Genomic DNA, 25,152 nt, shown 5'->3' on the forward strand with positions numbered 1-25,152 from the left:
GTATTTCGATTGTAGAAAATCATTAAACCCTTCGACCCAAAAACATGAGCAATTATTCTATTAAAGACCTTGAGCAATTATCTGGTATCAAGGCTCATACCCTCCGAATTTGGGAGCAACGCTATGAAATTTTAAAACCAGATAGAACAGATACTAATATACGTACTTACGATGATAAAGACCTTAAATTGGTTTTAAACATTGCTCTGCTTAAAGAACACGGTTATAAAATCTCGGAGATTTCAAAAATGAGTTCCGATGAAATGTCAAAAGAAGTAATGTTGATTTCGGAAAAGCAATTAAGTTATCCAGAACAAATTCATGCTTTGACGATATCGATGTTAGATTTAGATGAAGAAAGGTTTGAAAAAATTGTAAGTACCAATACGCTTCAATTTGGCTTTGAAAATATGATGACTAATATCATCTTTCCTTTTCTAAGCAGAATTGGCACTTTATGGATTACTGGTTCAGTTGGACCTGCTCAAGAACATTTTATTTCAAATTTAATCCGTCAAAAGCTTATTGTAGCCATAGATGGTCAATTACCTTCACTCAGACCGGGTGCAAAAAAATATATGCTGTATTTGCCTGAAGGCGAAATGCACGAAATTAGTTTATTATTTGGAAATTATATTATCCGTTCACGTCAGAACAAAGTAATTTACTTAGGACAGAGCCTGCCTTTTAGTGAGCTAATTTTTGCATATAAAGTACACAAACCTGATTATCTTTTTAGTGTGATAACATCCGTACCTGGGCAAGATGAAGTACAAAAGTATGTGTATCGCTTAGCGAAGGAATTTCCTGATTCAAAAATATTATTATCAGGTTATCAAGTGGTAGGACAAGACATTGACTGTCCTGATAATGTAGAAATTATAACTCAGATTAAATATTTAATGGATATTGCTTTAGAATAGGAAGAATATAAAAACGATACTCTTCCTATTCAGAATATTTTAAACAAATTCTTTCCCTTTTTTAGTAGCATCTGCCACAAAGTTCTTCACGAATTGTTCTTGTTCTTTTTCACAAATCATCAGAACGTTGTCATATTCAGCAACGATATAGCCATCCAATCCTTGAATTACCACTAATCGGTCTTTTGGTGTTTTTATAATGCTATTTTTAACCCCGTAAAGCATCGTTGCTCCATCAATTACATTAGCATCTTCATCTTTATCCGATACTTCATATAGCGACTTCCAAGTACCTAAATCAGACCAACCAATATTTCCTAAAACTGTAAATACGTTATCCGCTTTTTCCATGATAGCGTAGTCAATCGAGATACTCTCACAGTTTTGATAAATATTATTGATAAAATCAGTTTCCTGATCAGTGAAGTAAATATCATTCCCAGATTCAAAAATACTGTGTACAATAGGGCTATTTTTTGAAAATGCGTTTTTAATTGCTTTGGCAGTCCAGATAAAAATACCTGCATTCCATACATAATCTCCACTTTCTAAAAAAGTTTTAGCCAATTCTAAATTGGGTTTTTCTCTGAAAGTTTTAACTCTTTTTACTTCAGTTTCTGATTGATCATATTGAATATAACCATAGCCAGTATCTGGGCGAGTCGGAGTAATACCAAGCGTAACTAGAACATCTCCTTTAGCAGAAGTTTCTAAAGCAATATTAATTCTCTTTTCAAATTCCTTTTCTTTTAAAATAATATGGTCAGCAGGTGCTACCACAATATTAGCATCTGGATTTTGCTTAGCAATTTTATAACAAGCATAAGCTACGCAAGGAGCTGTATTTCTTCGGATTGGTTCTGCTAAAATCTGACTATCCGATAAAAAAGGCAATTGTGTCTTTATTAAATCAATGTAATCAGTACTTGTTACAATAAATATATTTTCATTTGGGCAAATGTCCTCGAAACGATCAGCAGTTTGTTGCAAAAGCGTTCTCCCCGTTCCTAAAACATCATGAAATTGCTTGGGATTATTCGTTCTACTAAATGGCCAAAAACGAGTACCAACCCCTCCTGCCATAATTACTACATAGTTATTCTTATTCATGATTTAGTATTATTTTTTTTATATTCTAGTTGTGTGCTATCGTTCTGAAATTTAAAGATATGTATAGTTTCTAAAAAAAGGAAATTATAATGGAAAGCTTCATTTGTTAGTAATAAAAACTCTGTAAAATACCAATTTTTCTATTTTTTCTACCTAACATTAAACTCCTTAACAAGTTTGCTCTAATTTCACACACATTTTTATAAATGTACTTTTTTCTTAAATTAAAATACTATCTTAACTTCACAAGGGTTAGTATTGAACAATTTTATCTTCCAAATCAATCATTAGACAATTTTAAGAAAAAATGTAAAAAATTTACTCTGCTTGCATAATAAAATCCAAAAAATTCTTTCTATTTGCATAATAATTCATCGAATCAGGAAAAAGGCATTATTTAAATTTTAATTCACTAACAAATAAAGGTATGAAAAAACATTTTACGACAATGAGGCTTGGGCTAATTACCACGCTATTGTTTATGACCTCAATGCTATTTGCCCAAACAAAAATATCGGGTAAAATAAGTGATGGCTCAACAAAAGAGCCATTGATTGGTGTAAGTATTGCAGTAAAAGGAAAAGTAATTGGAACAATTTCGGATACTAAAGGCGCATTTGCACTGACTACAAGCACTCCAACGCCTTTTACTATTGTTGTTTCAAGTGTTGGTTATAATACTCAGGAATTTATTGTAGATGGCAGTAAAAATAATTTTGACATAACACTCTCTGAACAAAGTATTATGGGGCAAGAAGTTGTCATTTCTGCTTCAAGGGTAGAACAAAGTATTATGAAATCTCCAGTTTCAATTGAGAAAATGGATATACGTGCCATTCAAAATACTCCTTCTGCAACATTTTACGATGGACTAAAAAATCTAAAAGGGGTTGAAGTAAGTACTCAATCGTTAACATTCAGCTCTGTCAATACTCGTGGGTTTAATGCTAATGGTAACGTTAGAATGGTTCAATTGATTGATGGAATGGACAACCAAGCTCCGGGTTTAAATTTCTCGGTAGGAAACATTGTTGGTATTTCTGAATTAGACCTTGAATCTGCTGAATTACTTCCTGGTGCTGCTTCAGCATTATATGGACCAAATGCCTTGAATGGTATTTTATTAATGAATTCAAAAAGTCCTTTTTTATACCAAGGACTTAGTGCATCAGTTAAAACTGGGCTAATGAATGAAAAAAGTCGTTCTGTTGCCACAACTGGTTATTATGATGCTTCAATTCGTTTTGCTAAAGCATTCAACAACAAGATTGCCTTTAAAGCCAATTTTTCTTATTTAAAAGCAGACGATTGGCAAGCAAATGATTTTAGAGACCAAAGTTTCTTGAACGGTAGCAATTTCAATGGTACACGTGATAATAATTATGCCTATAATGGTGTGAATGCTTATGGAGATGAAACAAACGTAAATATGTATGGCGGTTTGTATGGAAATGGTACTCCAGGCACTGGAGCGAATGGAACTTCCCAAATTTTAGGTGCTATTGCTACATTTGTTTATCCTGCTAATATTCCAGGAATTGGAGGAAAATCTTTAGTACAATTATCAGGACAAACGCCAAAACAAATTTTTGATGCCATCATCCCAGGTCAAACCAATTCAAACATTTCAAGAATAGGTTATAACGAAAGAGACTTGGCTTCTTATGGAACTACTAGCATAAAATTAAACGGTGCTATTCACTACAGAATCAACGATAATGTTGAAGCTATCGCTCAAGCAAGTTGGGGAAATGGAACGACTGTTTATACAGGAGCCGACCGCTACTCTATCAAAAATTTTAGTTTAGGTCAATACAAATTAGAAGTGAAAGGTTCTAACTTCTTTGTAAGAGCATACACAACACAAGAACGTTCAGGAGATGCTTACGCTACTGGAACATTAGGCGCTTTGGTTAACGAAGCTTGGAAACCAAGTACAACGTGGTATCCACAATATTTTGGGACTTTCGCACAATCTGCGCTTACAAATTACGCTACTATTTTTGCTGGTGCATTAGGACAAGGACTCGCACCTTCTGCAGCTGTTACTGCTGCTAGTGCAAGTACTCAGGGGCAATTTGGCGCTTATCATGCAGCAGCACGTACTCTTGCTGATGCAGGTCGCTTAACACCTTCAAGCGCAAATTGGAATGCAACGCTTGATAATGTAAAAAGCTTGCCTATCCCTCGTGGAGCGAAATTTAATGACAAATCAAATCTTTATGCTATTGAAGGGATGTATAATCTTTCTCAAGCCTTCAATAATGTAATTGATGTAATCGTTGGTGCAAACTATCGTACTTATTCTTTAAACTCTGGCGGTACTTTATTTGCTACACAGCAAGCAAACGCCGATGGTTCAAGCAATCCTAGTGCGAAAGAATTTTCTATCAGTGAATATGGTGCTTATGCACAATTAGCGAAAGATTTATTCGATAAAAAATTCAAACTCTCAGGTTCTTTGCGATATGACAAAAACGAGAATTTTGCAGGACAATTTACACCAAGAATTTCAGGTGTATTCTCTCCTACAAGTGACCATAACTTCCGTTTATCATACCAAACAGGTTTTAGAATTCCAACCACACAAGACCAATACATTGATTTATTAACACCACAAGCACGCTTAATTGGTGGCTTACCTTTATTTGACGATCGTTATCAATTATCTGGTAAAAGCTATGTTTATAGTACTGTATTGGCAAATCCAACTGATCCAACTAAATGGCAAGTATATAATAGAAAAGAGTACAAACCAGAAAGAGTTGGCTCATGGGAAGTTGGTTATAAAGGTTTAATTAGTAAGAAACTATTTGTTGATGCCTATTACTACACAAGTACATTTACTAATTTCGCTATTTCACAAGTCGTTGTTAAGCCAGACCCTGCTATCGCTGGAAGAGTACAACCATATTCATTACCTACGAATGCTGAAAAAGATGTAAAAACTGAAGGCTGGGCAGTTGGCTTGGACTATGCTTTTCCTAAAGGATTCAACCTTGGCGGAAATGTTTCGCATAACGTACTAAGTGATAATGGAGGACTTACTTCAGGACAATTGCAATACAATACTCCGCCGTATCGTTTTAATGCCTCTTTTGGTAACCGTAATGTCGGTAAAACTGGAGTTGGTTTCAATGTAGTATGGAGATACCAAGAATCATTCATCTGGCAATCAAGCTTTGCTAGCCCTGCGGTGAATACTTTACAACAAGGAAATATTCCAGCATTTAGCACACTAGATGCTCAGGTTTCAAAAAAAGTAGCAAGTATTAAATCTATCATCAAAATTGGTGGAACTAATATCTTAGGAAAATCTTACGTTACTTCATGGGGTAATCCAACAGTAGGCTCTATGTTTTATGTAGGAATTGCATTTGATGAATTATTAAACAAATAAAAAGCACTCGCTAGAAAATAAAAAGAGGAATATTCACAATGAATATTCCTCTTTTTATTTGAGTTAATTTCTCTATTTCTCTACTTGTGAGTAGTTCAATTCAACTGGAGTGTTACGACCAAAGATTTTAACCATAACGTTCAATTTCTTCTTATCATCAAAGATTTCTTCAACAGAACCTTCAAATCCAGAGAAAGGACCATCTATTACTTTAATAGTTTCGCCTTTCGAGAACGATGTTGGTGCTAATTCTTCAACAGCAACGGCTTCGTCCATTTTACCCAAGATACGCTTAATTTCTCCGGCACGCAATGGAATTGGTGTTTTAGATGTCTTACCATCATTCCAGCTTAAAAAGCCAATTACACCTGGCATAGAAGTAATTAAATGGGCTACTTCACCGTATTTAATATCTGCTTCAACAAAAATATATCCCGCAAACAAAGTTTTTTCACGAACAGTTTTTTTACCGTTACGCATTTCAAATATCTTCTCTGTTGGAATAATAATTTGTGGAATATAATCCTGAAGACTTTGTCTCGCAATTTCATTTTCGAGATAAGTCCTTATTTTCTTTTCTTGTCCTGAAACAGCTCTCAGAACGTACCAATTAGTCTCTGCCATTGTATGAGTATAAATTTCAGTTTGCCCTTGTAGATTTTGGATTGATATTACATCAAAGCAGATTTATTGCTAATGCTATATTCCGAAATCTGCCATTAATATTATTGATAGAACCACTCTAATCCAGACTTGAAAAGGAAGTCAATCATACCAACCACTAATGCAAAAATTAAAGATGCCACTAATACAAGCGTTGAACTTGCTTGTAATTCTGAAAATTTAGGCCATGTTACGTTTTCTGTAACCTCTGTCCAAGACTCTTTAACAAGTTGTTGTAATTTGTTCATGGTTTTATTTTTCTATATTATACTAATAATCTCTTTAATCTGTAAGCAAAAACAGTTATGCTTATAAACTTTTAAGTTCCAATATTTTAGGCTTTAAAATTAGTACATTTAAAATGTATATAAATTTAAAACCTAAAACTTGGAACTTAATACTAAGCACGGGAACAAGGATTCGAACCCTGATCAAGGGTGTTGGAGACCCGCATTCTACCATTGAACTATTCCCGTGTAAATCGACTGCAAAGATAGTTGTTTATCCTAAACTTGCAAAAAAATACTTACAAATTTATTCTAAAAAAAGAGAGCGTCACAGGTTTGTAACGCTCTCAATCTATTTTTAGCTAAAAATTAGTCTAAAATTTCAGTTACTTGACCAGCACCTACTGTACGACCACCCTCACGGATAGCGAAACGAAGACCTTTGTCCATCGCTACTTTGTTCAATAAAGTTACTGAGATTGTCAAGTTATCACCAGGCATACACATTTCTACTCCTTCTGGCAACATGATTTCTCCTGTTACGTCAGTTGTACGGAAATAGAATTGTGGACGATATTTGTTAAAGAATGGAGTATGACGACCACCTTCTTCTTTAGACAAGATATAAACCTCTGCTTTGAATTTAGTGTGAGGCTTTACAGAACCTGGCTTACAAATAACCATACCACGACGGATAGATTCTTTGTCGATACCACGTAATAATAAACCTACGTTATCACCAGCTTCACCACGGTCAAGGATTTTACGGAACATCTCAACACCAGTTACAACTGATTTCAAGCCTTCAGCACCCATACCTAAGATATCTACTGCTTCACCTGAGTTGATGATACCAGTTTCGATACGACCTGTTGCTACAGTACCACGACCAGTGATCGAGAATACGTCTTCAACTGGCATCAAGAAAGGCTTATCAACATCACGCTTAGGAAGTGGAATCCAGCTATCAACTGCATCCATTAACGCTTCGATAGTAGCTACCCATTTAGCATCTCCGTTCAAACCACCTAAAGCAGAACCTTGGATTACTGGAATGTTATCTCCATCAAATTCATAGAATGATAACAATTCACGAATTTCCATTTCTACTAATTCAAGTAATTCTGGATCGTCAACCATATCCACTTTGTTCATGAATACAACCAATTGAGGTACACCAACTTGGCGAGACAACAAGATGTGTTCACGAGTTTGTGGCATTGGACCGTCAGTTGCAGCAACTACGATGATAGCACCATCCATTTGAGCAGCACCAGTTACCATGTTTTTCACGTAATCGGCGTGACCTGGACAGTCAACGTGTGCATAGTGACGGTTAGCTGTTGAATATTCTACGTGAGCAGTGTTGATAGTGATACCACGCTCTTTTTCTTCAGGAGCCGAGTCAATTGATGAGAAATCTTTTTTCTCAGCAAGTCCTTTTTCTGACAATACTTTCGTAATTGCAGCAGTCAATGTAGTTTTACCGTGGTCAACGTGACCGATTGTACCAATGTTTACGTGGGGCTTACTACGGTCAAAATTCTCTTTTGCCATGATATTTAGTTCTTAATTAGTTTTATTTAAAAATTGTTTGATACTTTTTACATTTGAAACATTGAGGATTTGAATATTTGAAAACATTTTAACTTATTCTGTAAAAACAACAAAATAACTTCCAAATCTTCAAATTAAAACAATCTTCAAAAGATTCGAGCCTTTGAGCAGAATCGGACTGCCGACCTCTTCCTTACCAAGGAAGTGCTCTACCACTGAGCTACAAAGGCAAACTCCAAAACCTAACCCTTAGAAATTATAAGAGGTTAATTGTTAATCGTTTTTAGCTAAACTAATAACTATTAACTAATTAACAACTAACCACTTACTATTGTTTCCTTTGGAGCGGGAGACGGGGCTCGAACCCGCCACCTATAGCTTGGAAGGCTATCGCTCTACCAAATGAGCTACTCCCGCTTACTCTAATAGTGAAATGATTGAGATTGAATTTTAAAATCAATTTAAACATTCACTCATTCAAATCGTGGGGGCGGATGGATTCGAACCACCGAAGGAATACTCCAGCAGAGTTACAGTCTGCCCCATTTGGCCACTCTGGTACACCCCCATTTTCTCTACTTTCGAACCGCTTTCGTTTAGCGTTCTGGTGAAAGAGTGTGCAAAGGTAAGTTTATTTTTTATTTTGTCAAACGTTAAATAAGTTTTTTTTCACTTTTTTTTCGCAAAAAAATATAATTACCTGATAATTTGACAGTTACAAAATTGGCATTAATTGAATATTTTAAACGAAAAAATATTCAATTAATGCCAATGTCTTTTTTATAATCTTATTCCAAAACTTACTCCGCTGATACCAGGACCTCTTCCATCTTGAAAAAGCTTATTCATATCATAGTTAACAAATAAGTCTGGAAAATTCTTTAATCCTAATTCAAAAGCTAAACCATAACGAAGATTGTTCAAATAAAAGCTACTGTGATTCCAGTTCTTATCACCGCTATCTTCTTCTTTTGTTTTAGTGTAACTATCTATTCGATAACCTACATAACCACCTGCTGCCACATAAGTTACTACACTTCCTTTTTTAAAGGCAACATAAGGCATTACTGGAATGTTGATGTTCGCTACTGTCAATTTGTTTCGAGAAAGTGGAATTACATCTCCTTTGCTGTCTTTATAATTTTCAAAAGCTACATTGTTTGTTCCTTTAACAAGATAATTATTGTTTTCGAACATAAAATTGTTCCATGATACTTCTAAACCGTAGCTAATCTTCAAAGCTGCTTTTGCTCCTTTACTAATCATTCCGCTACGAGTCCAACCAAAACCAAAGTATCTCGAACCGAAAGGACTTAATTCAAAATCTTTGCTATTGTAAATACCAGAGATACTTCCTGTATTAGAAAACCCGTTGAAACCAAAGTAGATATTGAAACCCGAACGGCTAGAGAATCCTTGGTCTCTACGATTTACCTTAGCAGTATCTTTCAAAATTACTTTCACTTCATCATTTCCATCTTTAACCACTACCCCATTCCAACTCACGTGAACCTCGTCTCTGCCATCTTTAACATGTACTCCGCCACCGCCAATTTTCACATTTGAATTATTATTGATATTGTATTCTCTGCGAGTTGATTGGTTTGTTGCTGAACTTCTATTCAATTCTTCTGTTTTGGCATTAATCGCTACATTGATACTTTTATTGTTTTGTGTAATGACCAAGACAGTATCTTTACTTAATTCACTATTAACGACTCTGCGAATCCCTTTCCAAGTATCATCATCAAGGTTCATTCCATTTTTTTGAAACAATTCCTGCAAATCTTCTTTTAATGATCTACTAGGATTTTTGCTGTTTAATAAAGTCTGATTACGCTTGTCGATATTAATAACTGTTGAATCTGCTTCATTTGATTTTGCCGAACTTTTAAAACTAGTTATTGAGCTAACAAAAACTGAAAAAATTATTGAGAAAGTGATTTTGCTCACGATACTCTTGATTCTGAACGTTTCCATGGCGATTTTATTTATTGTTTTTAGGTTTTAAGAGATTTCTGTACCGGTTAATTCTATTCCTGCATGCCTTGGTTTTGAATTAAATTAGTAGTTAATCTAAAAACTCGTTGTTTACATTTTAAGATGCAAATGGTTAATCTTTGGTTGCATCAATTTTATTTATTTTTCTGTTTCTTCTCCGTTTGTCAAAGCATTTTCTATTTTGGCATCTGCTCTAGCTAATAACTTTTGTGGTTTAAAGCCTACTTCTTTCCAGTCCACATTTTCACCATTTTTAGCTCTTTTCAATTGTTGCCAAATTTTATTGAATTTGCTTTGTTTTCTATTAGCACTTTCATCAAGAACCGTGGCTTCTGCAACAGTTTCTGATTGTGTTTCTATTAAATTCAGAACGATTGTCTCTTTCTCAGGTTTTACAATTGGTTTTTGAGTATTTTCTACAACTAACACAATCGTATTGGTTTCAAGACTAGGTTTTGAAATAGGTTGAAGAGTAATATTTTTACTTAAAATCACTTCTTCATTACTATTTGTCAGTGCTTTTTCAAACTTAGTTTTTTTATGCTTAGGCACAATCACCTTCTCATTGCGTTTGCCTGCTGCGATTTCCACTGTAATCTTCTCATTATCTTGAAGACTTGCTAGACTTTCTTTTTCTTCAGAAGATTTTATTACTTCCGCAAAATTCTTTTCTGTTTTTACTTTTGGGTTACTTTTTTCTACAGAAGCAAATTTATCATCCACAGTATTTTCAGAAGTATTCAACCAATAGACTCCTGAGGCTAATAGTAAAGCAACAGAAGCAGCAGAAGCAAATTTCCACCAAAGCGGTATTACTTTACTTTCTTGCTTTTCTAATCTTGTTTGTAGTTTTTCCCATGCAGCAGCACGTGGTTGACGCTCGTATTGCTGTAGCTTTTCGGCAAAAAACTTATCAATATTTTCTTGGTTTTTCATATATTTTTCGATTAATCAAAATCGAGTTAAATCATTTGAACGACTGCATTTTGTAAAATTACTCTTGCTCTTGATAATTGAGATTTCGATGTACTCTCAGTTATTCCTAATTGGTCGGCAATTTCTGCATGAGAATATCCTTCGATGGCATATAAATTAAATACTGTTCGATAGCCTGTAGGAAGTTTCTCTATTAATTTAAGTAAATCTTTTGTTTCAAGGTCTGTTCTGAATTGTTCGGGTTCTGGTTCGTAAAGAATTTGATCATAGCTTACTTCAAATTGTGTTTTCTTGTTACTTCTCAGATACATCAACGATTCATTAACCATAATCCGACGAATCCATCCTTCAAAACTTCCTTCCAATTTAAAACTATTAATCTTGTCGAATACTTTTACAAAACCTTCAATCATTACTTCTTCCGCTTCAAATTCATCGTGCACATACCTAAAACATATCCCCAACATTTTTGGGGAATACTTCTCGTAAACTCTTCGTTGGGCTTTTGGATCGCCTTTCTGACAAGCTTTTACTAATGCCTCTTCAGTTTGAAATAAAGTAATCAGTTTCACGGTATAAAGTTCTGGTTTAGCTTTTTATAAATCTGGGGTTCAGAGCAATTTGTTAACTTAATTACTTTCAAGATGAAATATACTAATGAAAGGTTGCACGATAAATATTGAATATTCAAATTTGTAAACAATAATTGATTTTTCTTTCTAAAGAACAATTTTAAAGAAGGTCAAATTCATACGAAATTTCCCATTCTAATCATTTTTATATGAATTCATCTGCAGCAATTGGCATTTTTGATAGCGGTATTGGTGGCTTAACAGTTGCTCATGCAGTAACAAAACTACTTCCAAACGAAAATATTATTTACTTTGGCGATACTGCACACTTGCCTTATGGTGATAAATCTGCGGCAGCGATTCAAGCATATTCTATCAAAATTTGTAATGTTTTATTGCAACAAAAATGTAAAATCATTTTGATTGCCTGTAATTCAGCCTCGGCTGCTGCTTATGAATTGGTAAAAGAATATGTAGGTAGCAAAGCCAAAGTAATGAATGTAATTGACCCAGTGGTTAATTATATTTCAGAAAACTATGCAGGTAAAACAATTGGCTTGATTGGTACAAAGCAAACCGTAAACTCTAATATTTATCGTAAAAAAACAGATGCTTTAGAAAAAGATATTACTTTAAAGTCATTGGCAACACCATTACTCGCTCCGATGATTGAAGAAGGTTTTTTTAACCATAATATTTCTGAAAGTATTATTCAAGAATACTTAAAAAATGAAGAATTGAAAGATATAGAAGCGCTTATTTTAGGTTGTACACATTATCCATTAATCAAAAAGCAAATAGAAAATTATTACAAAGATTCTGTAACAGTTTTGGATACTTCTGAAATCGTAGCAAAGTCTGTTAAGGAGTTTCTGTCTGAAAATAATGCTTTGAATGCTTTAAATGCGCATATCAAACATTTTTATGTTTCAGACTATACACAATCATTTGAAACATCAACAAAAATCTTTTTTGGCGAACAAATTCGGCTAGAATATTATCCACTTTGGGAATAATAAAAATGGTTTCAGAATGTGTTCTGAAACCATTTTTATTAACTGAAAGCTTTTCTTAAACGTTGTCTCAAAATTGTTTGAGGCGACATACTCTTTTTTGAACTCTTCCACCACAAATATCCAACAACTGCTACAATCAAGTATGGTGTAACTAATAAATACAAAATAGCAAAGTTCAAGTTTGATGCAATTTGGCTTCTACCATTCGAAACCGTACTCTCTACCGTCATTCGGCACATAGCACATTGTGCAAAGCTCATCGACAGCGAAAGCAAAAATATAAGGGAAGTTAAAATGAGTTTTTTCATAAATCCTTTATGGGGGAAAACGATTACTTATAATATGGAGAAATCATCAAGTAAACAATTACACCTGTTACCGAAACATATAACCACATTGGGAAAGTAAATTTTACAATTTTTTTATGTAAATCAATTTGATTACTCAAAGCATAATACATTGATCTAAGGACAAACCATACCACACTAATGGATAAACCAATGTGCGAAAGTAAGAAAAAATAATATACTGCTCTTATAGCTCCTTCGCCTTTAAAAGGAGTAGAAGGATTAGAAATATGGTACAATATATATAAAACTAAAAACAATGAACCTTGAATGAACGACAAACTCATCATTTTTTGGTGCCATTTAATATTATTATTTTTAATAAAAATGTAGCCAATAATTAATGTAATTGAAGTGGTTGTATTAAGTACACCAATTACATGAGGTAATATTTTTGTCCAAGCTCCTAAATCAATTTTTGTACGAACTCCTATCAGTACTGCTACTGCTAAAGGAATTGCAATTGACAAAACATTAACTAGCTTTTCATTTTTTTCGTTTTTCTCTACCACTAATGAAGCCATTTTTCTTTCCGTTTTCTAAATCAACTATTGGTTTGATATATTTTCAAGAGTACTCTCATTTCAAGGATTAATCTATCAACATCCTTTTTGTCAGTTCCATCATAAAAACCTCTGATGTGTCCTTCCTTATCTACAAGTATTAACTTTTCAGAATGGATAAATGTTTCGTCTGGAATTTTAATTGCTTTATCATACTCTGAAGCATCTGCTACTGGAATGTAATATCCTTTCACAGCCAAGGGATAAATCACTTTTTTTTCACCAGTCAAAAAATGCCATTTTCCACTTTTAGCGTCGTATTCTTTGGCATATTTTTTCAATTGTTGAGCGTCATCATGAGAAGGGTCAACAGAGATAGAAACAAAATTTACTTCTTCATTTTCTGAAAAAGTATCTTGTACTCTTGTAAGTTGCGTTGACATCTTTGGACAAATAGAAGTACATCTTGTAAAGAAAAAATCTGTTACATAAATTTTTCCTTTCAATGTACTGCTCGAAAACTCACTCCCATTTTCATCTATCAATTCCCAGTTAGGAATAGTATGAAAAACGGTATCCATTTCAGGTTGATTCCATCTTGGATTTGGATTTTTCTTCAACATCACATTTCCAGTTGTAGAATCTGTCAATGGAATCATGTAGGGTAATTCATAATGGTTTTCACCAAAACCCTTTAAATATAAAAAAATTAAAGCTGGAACAACTAACGCAGCGATTAGGATTCCAGCTTTTTGAGACTTTTGCATGATTGTTTTCTTTAATCAATCTTAATGTTTTAGTATCGCTACTAAAACATTTGTGGATAATTACCAAGAAGTAATTATCCACAAATTATATCAGTAAAGGTGACCGCCTTCGTACATCAAAGCAATCAATAACCAAACTACAAACACTGTTGGTATTAATACAGACCAGATAAGCGTTTTCACTTCATGTTTCAAGTGCATAAATTCTCCTACGATGAAAAATGCTTTAACAATTGTCATTATAACGAAGATAGCAACTCTAAAATGGTTAGCTGGTAAAGTAAATGCAATAACGAATTCTATCGCTGTAAGGACTAAAAGAATCCAAAACGTTTTCCAGATAGCCGCCGTTTGTGCTGGTGGAATTACTTTTTCATCAACATGTGATGAATGATTATGTGATGCCATTATATTTTTAGATTAACAGTTATCGAATTATACAAGATAGAAGAATGTAAATACAAACACCCAAACTAAATCTACAAAGTGCCAGTAAAGACCTACTTTCTCTACCATTTCGTAGTGACCACGACGCTCGTACAAGCCTGTAGCTGTGTTAAAGAAAATCAAGATATTTAAGATAACACCTGAGAATACGTGAGTTCCGTGGAAACCTGTAATAAAGAAGAATAAATCTGCAAATGCTGGAGGACCGTAAGGATTACGAGTCAAATTTGCACCTTCAATAGGATTACCCAATGCGTCTTTAGCAGCTAAAGCTAAATCAGCAGGACCATGAATGAAGTGAGTCCATTCCCAAGCTTGAGAACCTAAGAAAGTAAAACCTCCTACAATTGTCCAAAGCATCCATTTTTCAACATCAGCACGGTCGCCACGATGACCAGCTTCAACAGCCAATACCATAGTAACAGAACTGAAAATCAAAATAAATGTCATGATTCCAACAAAAACTAATGGAGCCTCAACACCATGTAAAAATGGAACAGCTTCGAATACTTTGTCAGGGATTGGCCAGTGCGTAGTAGAGAAGAAAAACTTTTCATGAGCACCAGTGTATGCTTGCTGGCTAAAGCGAATCATACCGTAAGTTACCAATAAGGCTGAGAAAGTGAACGTATCTGAAAGTAAGAAAAACCACATCATTAGTTTTCCGTAACTAGCTTTCAAAGGCTCTGAACCACCCGACCATGTCAATTTTTCAGGAACGGCAGTAGCAGCGTGTAATGCAGACATCTTTTATAATTTGGGGTTTATTAATTATTTAAAAGTTCGCTAATTTAAACAGATTAACGATTAAAATACAAGAAAAAGAATAAATACAACCAGAGTATATCCAAAAAGTGCCAATAAGTAGCGCATAATTGGATTCTAGTAAGGTTTTTAGATTCGGTCGTAAACTTAAACGATGAAACCAAAGAAACCAATAAAACTACTAATCCTGAAAATACGTGTAAGCCATGTAAACCTACTAATACATAAATCCAAGAAGCGGCAACATCACTTCCAGCGAAGTATAATTGATTCTCAATTAAATCAGAGAAACCAATTACTTGAGTGATTAAAAACACCAACCCGAACACAAAAGTAATAGAAATTGCTGTTTTGAGTGTACTGAATTTATTTTTTTTTGCAGCTCTCACTGCGAAAATCATTGAAATACTACTTACAAACAATATAATTGTTGAATACCAAAAGATTTGAGGCAATTCAAACTCGTGCCATCTACCTTCTGCTTTTCTTACTAAATAACCTGAAGTCCATCCTGCAAACATCATGGTTATTGATACGATTGCTAACCAAAGCATAAACTTCTTTGGGTTCATCGAGAGCGTTTCTTCAGGCTCTCCTAGCTTTATATTGGCTAAATGTTCTTGTGTCATTATTTGTTAACTGTCAATTCTAAATCAAAATTATACCTTGTCCATCAAAAAAGCTATTTGCACGATTGGCAAATATATAAACGACCCAAACATCATCATCAAGGCTGCTTTATCAGTTGGTTTCGACATTAAATAAAATGTCTGTGATAAAAACAATACTCCACACAAAACGGCTACCATTGCAGAGTTTATACCTGTCATGTGTAACAAATAAGGCACAAAACCACATGGAACCAAAAAGATGGTGTACATCATCATTGTCAAAGCAGTTCTTAAATCTTTGTGACCATTATTGGGTAACATTTTAAAGCCTGCTCTTTGATAATCTTCATCCGCAACCCATGCAATAGCCCAAAAATGTGGGAATTGCCAAAAAAACTGAATTGCAAATAAAATTCCGGGTTCTAATCCAAAATGATTTGTGGCTGCAACCCAACCAATCATCGGAGGGAAAGCACCGGGAAAAGCACCTACAAAAACTGAAATTGGCCCTACTCGTTTCAATGGTGTATATACAAACCCATAGAGTAAAAAACTTAATAATCCGAGTAAGCCAGCCTTATAATTAAACTCAATAAATAGAATATATGATGAGATAATTAACAAAATAATACAGAATACAGTCGCTTCATTTACCGACAATCGTCCAGTAGGTAATGGCCTGTTCTGTGTTCTTTTCATTAGTTTATCTAGTTCTTTTTCTTTAATCTGGTTCACGATATTTGCTGCACCAGTAATAAAAAAACCGCCTAAACTAATATAAATTATTTTTTCCCAATCGATATGATCTACAGCTAACGAATAACCAAATGCACCAGAAAATGCAACTAGCGCTGATAATCTAAATTTCAATAATTCGTAATATGCTTTCACTTTTAAAGCTATTCCGATAGGAATGTTTTCTTCTTTTGAGATCATTACACTTTATGAATATCAAATATTCATTTTATTCTAAAATTACTTTGCTAAAAACTAGCTTTTACTTGCCTTAAATACACGTTCAGCATTTATTAACAGATAAACGATAAACTGTATTCCTAACGACAAAATAGCAAGCGTTAAATGAATTGGTTGAATATATGCTGGCACACCAAAGTAAGCCATTATTATTCCTGAAATAATTTCTATGATAACAATTGCTAAAAGTGCTACCATAAATTTATATGTCAAACCTTCTCTTTGGATATTCTTTTTCAGAAGCCAAATTAAATATACATGTAGAGCAAGTATTACCAACGAATACGAACGATGAATCAAAAACGGCAATCCCATTTGTTCTATCCAAGTATTTCTATTATATCCGAATAAGGGATTAGCCACTACTCTATCAATTGCTTCTCTTACTTGTGTACCTAATAATACTTGCGAAGTAGAAAGTACCAATGTTAAAACCAGAACCAAATTTAAAGTTGATTTTTGGCTAATTGTTTCAACTGAAATTACTTCAGACCAAGCCCTAGCAATGGCATAAAGTAATACAAATACAACCAGTACGGCTAACAACATGTGCAGTGTTACAACACCAGGCTTCAAAAAAGAATCGACTACATATTTCCCTAATACTCCATTCGCACCTATTAAAATAACGCCTAGAAATGATAAATATACGATTACTCTATCTTTCTTGAAGTAATAGAAAATAGAAGCTATAAAGGTCGCAAATACAACAATCCCAGTAAAAGCACCCAGTAATCTATTTGCGTACTCTATCCATGTTTTTGTTGCATTAAATTCTACTTCTCCATGCAATTTTTCTGCATAAATTTCTTGGTAATTATGCGGAAGTTGGCTTACATCAGTTGGTGGAATTAGCATGCCAAAGCATTTTGGCCAATCTGGACAACCCATTCCTGAACTAGTACTCCTAACAATTCCACCAGCCAATACTAATAGATAAATCGTAATGATTGTTAATATTCCTAATTTCCTAAAAAGCATTATTAGAATATTTAAACATTGATAAACTCAATTCATTTAATGCGAAATCGAACTAAATGAATCTTCTAAAAAGAAAAATTGAGAATATGTTAATTTAAGATAACCTAAATTAACACATTCTCAATCTTAGAGGTTTTTTAACATCTTAGTGACTATAAGATGAATTTTGAATATCTAATAAATCTTCAATATCCTTTTCATGTGCAATCTCCTCATTCTCCTCTGGTAAGTTAGATTCAGGTGTTGCTGAATATGGAACGTTCTGTGGAATGAAATCTACTGCTGAACCTGGTTTACTGTAGTCGTAAGCCCAACGATATACTGCTGGAATTTCACCTTCCCAGTTACCATGTACTGGAACAACTGGAGTAGTCCATTCCAAAGTAGTAGAGTTCCAAGGGTTTTGTGGAGCTGTTTTTCCTTTGAAGATAGAATAAACAAAGTTAATTACAAATATCACTTGCGCAGTGAATGTTAAAATAGCAGCTATTGAGATAAACATGTTCATATCAACAAAAGCTTCCATTCTACCATTACCTAATGCAGTAAATGAATAATAACGACGTGGGAAACCTGCTAAACCTACATAGTGCATTGGGAAAAATACGCAATAAACACCGATGAAAGTTGCCCAGAAGTGAGCGTATCCCATGTTTTTGTTCATCATTTTTCCGAACATTTTAGGGAACCAGTGATAAACCCCAGCCATCAATCCGAAGAATGATGCAGCACCCATTACTAAGTGGAAGTGAGCAACTACAAAGTAAGTATCGTGTAAGTTAATATCTAAAGCGGCGTTACCAAGAATAATACCTGTTAAACCACCTGAGATAAACAATGATACTAGACCAATAGAGAACAACATCGCTGGAGTAAAGATGATATTACCTCTCCAAAGTGTTGTAATATAGTTAAATGCTTTTACTGCTGAAGGTACTGCAATAATCAATGTTAGGAACATAAATACTGAACCTAAGAATGGATTCATACCTGTTACGAACATGTGGTGAGCCCATACAATAAATGCAAGCATTGTAATACCCATCATTGAACCAATCATCGCACGGTAACCAAAGATTGGTTTACGAGAGTTAGTAGCAATAATTTCAGAAGTGATACCTAAAGCTGGAAGTAATACGATATATACTTCAGGGTGACCCAAGAACCAGAATAAGTGTTGGTATAAAATAGCCGAACCACCTACGTTTGGTAAAGCTTCACCGCCGATATAGATTTCTGACAAATAGAATGATGTACCAAAGCTACGGTCGAAAATCAATAACAAAGCAGCCGATAATAATACAGGGAAAGATAAAAGACCTAAGATAGCTGTAAAGAAAAACGCCCAGATAGTCAAAGGTAATTTAGTGAATGACATTCCACGTGTACGAAGGTTAATAACTGTACAAATGTAGTTGATACCGCCCATTAACTGAGAAACGATAAAGAACGTCATACTTGTCAACCATAATGTCATCCCTAAACCAGAACCAGGCATTGCTTGTGGTAATGCACTTAGTGGTGGATAAATTACCCAACCGCCAGATGCTGGACCTGTTTCAGTAAACAATGAAGCAAACATGATAATTGATGCTAAGAAGAAGAACCAATATGATAACATGTTGATAAAGCCCGAAGCCATATCTCTTGCTCCAATTTGAAGAGGAATCAAAAAGTTTGAGAAAGTACCTGATAAACCTGCTGTTAATACAAAGAATACCATGATGGTTCCGTGCATAGTAACAAGTGCTAAATAAAACTCTTTCTCTAGTTTTCCATCAACAATCCATTGACCTAACACTGGCTTTAACCAAGTTAAATCCATATCAGGAAAACCTAATTGCAAACGGAAGATAATTGACATCGCACCACCAAAAAATGCCCAGATAATACCTGAAATTAAGTACTGCTTAGCAATCGTTTTGTGATCTTCTGAAAATATATATTTTTGTACAAAGCCTAACTCGTGATGCTCATGTTCATGCTCGTGTGCATGAGCGTCTGTAGCGTTTAGTGTCGCAGTTGCCATAATTAATGAAAATTTATTCTTGTTGAATAAGTAGTTTAACGTAAAGATGCCGTTCCAGCTGTAGCTGTTTCTGTTGCTGTAGTACTGTCTGCTTCAACAGCAGGAGCTTCAATGTATTTTTGAGCTTTTGCTTTGAACTTTTCAGGAACTTTAGCCAAGTAATCAGGATTTTGAGTTAAGAATGGCTTTTGTTGTTTACACCAAGCTGCATACTCATCTGGTTCATCAACGAAAACTGTGATTGCCATACCGAAGTGACCACTACCACAAATTTCAGTACAGTTTAACTTATAATTAAAATCAGGATTACCAGTTTTATAACGCATCTCATCTGTTGAAATCGTTGGAACAAACCAGAATTTAGTTGGCATTCCTGGTACTGCATCCATTTTAACCCTTTGGTAAGGTAAATAAACAGAGTGTAATACGTCTTGAGCTTTGATTTTCAATAATACAGGCACTCCTTTTGGAATGTGCATTTCGTTAGCAGTAAAATCATCGAATGATTTCTCATCAGTAAAATCAATACCTATACTGTTTGTATTATCAATCAATTTATAGTTATTATTTCCTAATTTATTGTCATCATTTCCAGCATATCTAACATACCATCCGAATTGGTGACCTGTCACTTCAATCACAACAGCATTATCTGGTGCTTGTGAAGTAATATCTCTCCAAGTTCTCCAACCTGTAAATACAAGTACTGCCATTACAATAGCAGGGATTACAGTCCAGATAAGTTCTAGCTTGTGGTTAACTGGATAAAAAGTTGCAATATTTCCTTTTTTATAACGATAGATAAAAGGGAAAACAAATAGAAGTGCATTCGTAACAAAGAATGCGAAAGTAATAACTCCCATTGAAATCCAAAACATACTATCTGTTTTAACACCATGTTCTGATGCCGCTACTGGTAAAAAGTCTGGTCTTGCGTGGAAAAACGACCATGCAGCACCAATAGAACCTAAAACCAAGAATATAATGAACCCAATTGCATTTAGATTATTAGCTCCGTCAACTGGTACATCAGAGTCTGTATCAGTTCCCTGAATACCTTTTGATAAAGCCATACTCTTGCTGACAATGATAATTGCCAAAATCAAGAATATTACTGACAAAAGTCCTATTAAATACGTCATGTTCGTAAATAAATTTTAATTATAAATTCTTAATAAAATGTTTATCAAAAATGTTTTTTGTGATAAAACATTTTTTCTATTTCAATAAAATTAAATATCGTGATGAAGAGCTTCTTCCAAGAAAGGATGGTTTTTAGCTACTAAAGAAGCTTTCGTTAATTCATTTGATACAATGTAAATGAAAGCAGAAGCAAAAATTGTAACCATACCAAACTCTACTAATCCGAATCCACCGTGTGGTCCAAGTGTTCCTGGCATAATCATTTGGTAGAAGTCTAAGTAGTGACCAACGATGATGAAAGCACAACAGATTTTTAAGAAAATTGCAGTTCTTTTTGCATCACGAGTCATCATTACTAAGAATGGGAAGAAGAAGTTAAACACAACGTTTAATATTTCTGTAGCCTTGTAAATTTTGTCATGACCTTCCCAACGCTCTAAGAAATAAATCGTTTCTTCAGGGAAGTTAGCATAGTAAATCAACAAAAATTGTTCGAACCAAACGTAAGTCCAGAAGATAGAGAAAGCAAACATGAATTTACCTAAATCGTGTAAATGGCTAAAATTCACATATTGCATATAGCCTTTGTCTTTCAATAACAATACAGTTAAAGTAATAGTAGCTAAGCCTGTAACATGCCATGAAGAGAACATATACCATCCGAACATTGTAGAGAACCAGTGAGTGTCGATAGACATAACCCAGTCCCAAGCTGACATTGAGCTTGAAATACCCATTACTACAATAAAACCTGTAGCAATTTTCACCATATCGTAAAAATTAGCACTGCCTCCGTTCAAATCTTCATCAATAGATTTTTTACGCATCCAGTTCCAAAGAACTAACCAAAGCACAAAAAATACAACCATTCTACCTAAGAAAAATCCTTGATTTAAATATCCTGATTTTCCAGCAATGATTTTATCATAATGCTCGCTTGAAGGATCAGTAATTCCATGGTGCATCCAGTGGAAAATAACATCGCCTTTGAAAATGAATGTTAAAATTAAAACTGGTCCAGTTACCATCAAGAAACGTGGAAACGCTTCTGGAATTCTTTTAATTACTGATGACCAACCAGCTTTAGCAAGGTATTGAATTGAAACGAAGAACATACCGATTACAGCAATACCTGTAAAATATACTCCGTTCAACCAAAGGTTTGCCCAGATACGGTTCGTCCAGTCGTAATCACCATGATGAGAAACCGCTCCGCCAGAAAGGTGTTCTCCGTGCTCAGCACCATGTTCAGCAGCTGCTTGAACTACTTCGTGCCCTTCACCACGTGATAACAAATAAATTCCAACTAGTAGAGCTACAACTCCAGCCACAAAAGCATAAATGATTCTCTTGCGACCCTCCGCCGTGAACTCAAAATATTCTTCGACGTTAGCTGGGGAAAAATGTGAATGTCCCGCCATTATACTATAAAGTTTGTAAGTTTGATTTTATACTTTTAAAGAGTTTGCCATGAAACTCCGAAATAATCCTTCGCAAATAATACTATTGCTTTTGCAATTCATGAACATACAATACAATCTTCCAACGGTCAGCAGAAGAAATTTGTGAACCATGTGCCCACATTCTACCTTTTCCATGCGTAATTGTATGATAAATATGTCCGTCATTTACATCTTTCAAAGCATCAGATGAATATACAGGTACACCCGCATATTTTTTACCTACAAGACCATCACCTTTACCAGCCTCACCGTGGCAATGCTGACAGAATCTTTCGTATTGTTCTTTACCAGCTTCAAGGTTTTTTTCTGTAGGAGCAAAAGGATTACTCAATAAAGCTTCAGAAGAAGCCATATCTCCAGATTTAATGTTTCGAGCAATTAAGTCCATTTGAAGTAATTTAGCATTCACAGAATCACTTTGTGCTTTGCCAAAATTACTACGAGGTACAGTTCCTTTTACTGGTAAACGCATATTCATTCCGTAAGGATTAATATGGTTTGTATCTCCTTCAGACTGTGACATTGGCTCGTATCCTACCGAATGATACATATTTGGAGCAAATTCAGTCCCTGGATCGTTATGTTTGTCCTTACAAGCTGTTAGCGATAATGCGATAACTCCACTTACTAAAAGACTTTTTGTTTTGTTAGTAAACATAATTTTAGAAATATTTTTTTCGTCAATCACCTAGAAATCATTTCAAGTGACATAAACTAAAATTGCTTAACGTTCACTTCGATTGCACCTGTTGCTTTCAAAATAGATTCGATTTCTGATTCTGACTTTTTATTGTTTGCCATATTGACAGTCAAAATAAATCTATCATCTGTGCTTCTTAAATCGAAAGTTCTTGGTTTCTTACCTGGCCACAAGCTGTTTGATACCAAGAAAGTACCAACCATACCAAAGGCAGTAAACAATACTGTACCTTCAAATGAAACTGGAATCCAGTCTGGCAAAGCAAAGAAGTCTTTACCACCAATAATCATTGGCCAGTCGAAAACCATTGTATAGTTTATCAAAGAGAAAATACATGTTAAACCTAAACAACCAAATAAAAAGGCTGCGATAGGAATACGAGTACGTGGATGTCCAATTGCAACATCTAATCCGTGAATTGGGAATGGAGTATAAACTTCTTCGATTTTGATTCCGCTTTTCTTCACTGTTGTTACAGCTTGTAAGACTTCATCATCATCATCATATACTCCGACTAAATATCTTTCTGTTGAATCCATTGTTTGAATCTTTATTCTGTTTTGTGATTTGTAACTAGTAAAATGTTGAACTTAATTACTAGTGAACATTTTCTTTAGATTTTTCTCCACCTTGTTTTTTCTTGAAAGGATAGTTTGTTGAAACACCTTTCATTACAGACTTAACCTCGAACATATTGATTACAGGTAAGAATTTCGCAAACAAGAAGAATAATGTAAAGAATAAGCCGAAAGAGAAAATATAATCACCAATATCATACATTGTTGGCGAGAACATAGCCCATGAAGAAGGGATATAGTCACGGTGCAATGAAGAAACGATAATTACAAAACGTTCGAACCACATACCGATATTTACAATCACAGATAAGATGAATGAAACAAGGATACTTGTACGTAATTTTTTGAACCAGAAAAGTTGTGGAGAAATTACGTTACAGCTCATCATCATCCAATATGCCCACCAGTAAGGACCAGTAGCACGGTTAACGAAACAGTAGCTTTCGTATTCTACTCCTGAATACCAAGCGATGAAGAACTCTGTTAAATAAGCAATACCTACGATTGAGCCTGTAACAGTAATGATGATGTTCATCATTTCGATGTGCTCAATTGTGATATAATCTTCTAATTTAAATACTACACGAGTAATTAATAATAAAGATTGTACCATTGCAAATCCTGAGAAAATCGCACCAGCAACGAAGTATGGAGGGAAAATGGTAGTATGCCATCCTGGAATTACAGAAGTTGCAAAGTCCATTGATACAATCGTGTGTACAGAAAGTACAAGTGGTGTTGAAATACCTGCAAGAATTAAAGATACGTATTCATAACGTGCCCAAGTTTTTGCTGAACCATTCCAACCTAAACTGAATAAGCCGTACCAGAATTTTGAAGCTTTAGTTTGTGCTCTGTCACGAATAGTAGCCAAGTCAGGTACAAGACCTAAATACCAGAATACTAACGATACTGAAAGGTAAGTTGAGATAGCGAAAACGTCCCAAACCAATGGAGAGTTGAAGTTTACCCAAAGTGAACCAAATGTGTTTGGTAATGGTAATGCCCAGTGAAATAACCAAGGACGACCCATGTGAGCCAAGATAAATGATGCAGCACAAAGTACAGCAAAGATTGTCATTGCTTCCGCAGCACGGTTAATAGATGTTCTCCATTTCTGACGGAATAATAATAGTACGGCAGAAATCAAAGTACCAGCGTGACCAATACCTACCCACCATACGAAGTTGGTAATATCCCAAGCCCAGCCAACTGTTTTATTTAAGCCCCAGACTCCGATTCCTTGCCACCATGTCCAGAATAGACAATAAGCACCGTAAGCAAAAACTACGAGAGATACTCCAAAAGCAATTTTCCATTCTTTTGTTGGAGCCCCTTCTACTTGCTTACAAATATCATTTGTAACGTCGTGATAAGATTTACCGCCTGAAACGAGGGTTTCTCTTATGGGTGATACTACGTGCGACATATTTTAATA

Annotated in this window: 24 protein-coding genes and 4 tRNA genes; 3 read left to right on the top strand and 25 right to left on the bottom strand. The window is 34.7% G+C overall.

The window, feature by feature from the left end:
• The first annotated feature begins 44 nt into the window (after window positions 1-44).
• Window positions 45-923, top strand: a complete 879-nt coding sequence (locus ABID42_RS02885) for a MerR family transcriptional regulator (protein WP_367282357.1) — start codon at window positions 45-47, stop codon at window positions 921-923.
• 39 nt (window positions 924-962) lie between these two features.
• Here ABID42_RS02885 and ABID42_RS02890 read toward each other — a convergent pair whose 3' ends face one another.
• A complete protein-coding gene (locus ABID42_RS02890) occupies window positions 963-2,033 on the bottom strand; it encodes a mannose-1-phosphate guanylyltransferase (protein WP_367282358.1) in 1,071 nt (356 codons plus the stop codon).
• A 427-nt stretch (window positions 2,034-2,460) separates the two neighbouring features.
• Here ABID42_RS02890 and ABID42_RS02895 point away from each other — a divergent pair, with 427 nt between their 5' ends.
• Window positions 2,461-5,433 (top strand): TonB-dependent receptor, encoded by a 2,973-nt coding sequence (locus tag ABID42_RS02895; protein ID WP_367282359.1) that lies wholly within the window; start codon window positions 2,461-2,463, stop codon window positions 5,431-5,433.
• Window positions 5,434-5,505: 72 nt separating this feature from the next.
• Here ABID42_RS02895 and nusG read toward each other — a convergent pair whose 3' ends face one another.
• The 10 genes from nusG to ABID42_RS02945 all read right to left on the bottom strand — a co-directional run bounded on the left by nusG (window position 5,506) and on the right by ABID42_RS02945 (window position 11,389).
• Window positions 5,506-6,057 carry a transcription termination/antitermination protein NusG gene (gene nusG, locus ABID42_RS02900; RefSeq protein ID WP_184129484.1) on the bottom strand — a complete coding sequence of 184 codons (552 nt, stop codon included), beginning with the start codon at window positions 6,055-6,057 and terminating at the stop codon, window positions 5,506-5,508.
• Between the two features lie 101 nt (window positions 6,058-6,158).
• Complete coding sequence (gene secE / locus ABID42_RS02905) at window positions 6,159-6,344, bottom strand: preprotein translocase subunit SecE (protein ID WP_184129481.1); 186 nt, start codon at window positions 6,342-6,344, stop codon at window positions 6,159-6,161.
• 157 nt (window positions 6,345-6,501) lie between these two features.
• A tRNA-Trp gene (locus ABID42_RS02910) sits at window positions 6,502-6,572 on the bottom strand.
• Window positions 6,573-6,692: 120 nt separating this feature from the next.
• Entirely contained in the window at window positions 6,693-7,880 is a 1,188-nt protein-coding gene (gene tuf / locus ABID42_RS02915) for an elongation factor Tu (RefSeq protein WP_323257564.1), read from the bottom strand.
• Window positions 7,881-8,038: 158 nt separating this feature from the next.
• Window positions 8,039-8,110 (bottom strand) — tRNA-Thr (locus ABID42_RS02920).
• Between the two features lie 111 nt (window positions 8,111-8,221).
• Window positions 8,222-8,297 (bottom strand) — tRNA-Gly (locus ABID42_RS02925).
• Window positions 8,298-8,365: 68 nt separating this feature from the next.
• Window positions 8,366-8,448: transfer RNA gene (locus ABID42_RS02930), tRNA-Tyr, on the bottom strand.
• 212 nt (window positions 8,449-8,660) lie between these two features.
• Window positions 8,661-9,860, bottom strand: coding sequence for an outer membrane beta-barrel protein (locus ABID42_RS02935; protein WP_367282360.1), 1,200 nt, complete (start codon window positions 9,858-9,860; stop codon window positions 8,661-8,663).
• A gap of 159 nt (window positions 9,861-10,019) precedes the next feature.
• Window positions 10,020-10,817: a hypothetical protein gene (locus ABID42_RS02940; RefSeq protein WP_367282361.1), complete on the bottom strand. Its 798-nt coding sequence runs from the start codon at window positions 10,815-10,817 to the stop codon at window positions 10,020-10,022.
• 26 nt (window positions 10,818-10,843) lie between these two features.
• Entirely contained in the window at window positions 10,844-11,389 is a 546-nt protein-coding gene (locus ABID42_RS02945; protein ID WP_323257570.1) for an RNA polymerase sigma factor, read from the bottom strand.
• A gap of 209 nt (window positions 11,390-11,598) precedes the next feature.
• Here ABID42_RS02945 and murI point away from each other — a divergent pair, with 209 nt between their 5' ends.
• Window positions 11,599-12,405, top strand: a complete 807-nt coding sequence (gene murI / locus ABID42_RS02950) for a glutamate racemase (RefSeq protein ID WP_367282362.1) — start codon at window positions 11,599-11,601, stop codon at window positions 12,403-12,405.
• 38 nt (window positions 12,406-12,443) lie between these two features.
• Here murI and ABID42_RS02955 read toward each other — a convergent pair whose 3' ends face one another.
• From ABID42_RS02955 to nrfD, 14 genes are all read right to left on the bottom strand, one after another.
• On the bottom strand, window positions 12,444-12,713 hold the full coding sequence (locus tag ABID42_RS02955) for a hypothetical protein (RefSeq protein WP_323257574.1): 270 nt from the start codon (window positions 12,711-12,713) through the stop codon (window positions 12,444-12,446).
• A 23-nt stretch (window positions 12,714-12,736) separates the two neighbouring features.
• Window positions 12,737-13,276 (bottom strand): DUF420 domain-containing protein, encoded by a 540-nt coding sequence (locus ABID42_RS02960; protein WP_367282363.1) that lies wholly within the window; start codon window positions 13,274-13,276, stop codon window positions 12,737-12,739.
• Between the two features lie 20 nt (window positions 13,277-13,296).
• Window positions 13,297-14,022, bottom strand: a complete 726-nt coding sequence (locus ABID42_RS02965; protein ID WP_367282364.1) for an SCO family protein — start codon at window positions 14,020-14,022, stop codon at window positions 13,297-13,299.
• Between the two features lie 90 nt (window positions 14,023-14,112).
• Window positions 14,113-14,430 carry a cytochrome C oxidase subunit IV family protein gene (locus ABID42_RS02970; RefSeq protein WP_323257580.1) on the bottom strand — a complete coding sequence of 106 codons (318 nt, stop codon included), beginning with the start codon at window positions 14,428-14,430 and terminating at the stop codon, window positions 14,113-14,115.
• Window positions 14,431-14,457: 27 nt separating this feature from the next.
• Window positions 14,458-15,216: a cytochrome c oxidase subunit 3 gene (locus ABID42_RS02975; protein ID WP_323257582.1), complete on the bottom strand. Its 759-nt coding sequence runs from the start codon at window positions 15,214-15,216 to the stop codon at window positions 14,458-14,460.
• Between the two features lie 53 nt (window positions 15,217-15,269).
• On the bottom strand, window positions 15,270-15,863 hold the full coding sequence (locus ABID42_RS02980) for a cytochrome c oxidase subunit 3 (protein ID WP_367282365.1): 594 nt from the start codon (window positions 15,861-15,863) through the stop codon (window positions 15,270-15,272).
• Between the two features lie 30 nt (window positions 15,864-15,893).
• Complete coding sequence (gene cyoE, locus ABID42_RS02985) at window positions 15,894-16,781, bottom strand: heme o synthase (RefSeq protein WP_367282366.1); 888 nt, start codon at window positions 16,779-16,781, stop codon at window positions 15,894-15,896.
• A gap of 54 nt (window positions 16,782-16,835) precedes the next feature.
• On the bottom strand, window positions 16,836-17,801 hold the full coding sequence (locus tag ABID42_RS02990) for a COX15/CtaA family protein (RefSeq protein ID WP_367282367.1): 966 nt from the start codon (window positions 17,799-17,801) through the stop codon (window positions 16,836-16,838).
• 145 nt (window positions 17,802-17,946) lie between these two features.
• Window positions 17,947-19,830 carry a cytochrome c oxidase subunit I gene (locus ABID42_RS02995; RefSeq protein WP_323257590.1) on the bottom strand — a complete coding sequence of 628 codons (1,884 nt, stop codon included), beginning with the start codon at window positions 19,828-19,830 and terminating at the stop codon, window positions 17,947-17,949.
• A 35-nt stretch (window positions 19,831-19,865) separates the two neighbouring features.
• Complete coding sequence (locus ABID42_RS03000) at window positions 19,866-20,972, bottom strand: cytochrome c oxidase subunit II (protein ID WP_367282368.1); 1,107 nt, start codon at window positions 20,970-20,972, stop codon at window positions 19,866-19,868.
• Between the two features lie 90 nt (window positions 20,973-21,062).
• Entirely contained in the window at window positions 21,063-22,394 is a 1,332-nt protein-coding gene (locus tag ABID42_RS03005; protein WP_323257594.1) for a quinol:cytochrome C oxidoreductase, read from the bottom strand.
• Between the two features lie 82 nt (window positions 22,395-22,476).
• Entirely contained in the window at window positions 22,477-23,094 is a 618-nt protein-coding gene (locus ABID42_RS03010) for a c-type cytochrome (protein WP_367282369.1), read from the bottom strand.
• A 56-nt stretch (window positions 23,095-23,150) separates the two neighbouring features.
• Complete coding sequence (locus tag ABID42_RS03015) at window positions 23,151-23,675, bottom strand: DUF3341 domain-containing protein (protein ID WP_184129433.1); 525 nt, start codon at window positions 23,673-23,675, stop codon at window positions 23,151-23,153.
• A gap of 58 nt (window positions 23,676-23,733) precedes the next feature.
• The gene (gene nrfD / locus ABID42_RS03020) at window positions 23,734-25,143 is read right to left on the bottom strand and encodes an NrfD/PsrC family molybdoenzyme membrane anchor subunit (RefSeq protein WP_184129429.1); all 1,410 of its coding nucleotides are present in this window, start codon (window positions 25,141-25,143) and stop codon (window positions 23,734-23,736) included.
• Between the last annotated feature and the right edge of the window lie 9 nt (window positions 25,144-25,152).

This window comes from Arcicella rosea (assembly GCF_040543805.1).
Classification (GTDB): domain Bacteria; phylum Bacteroidota; class Bacteroidia; order Cytophagales; family Spirosomataceae; genus Arcicella; species Arcicella rosea.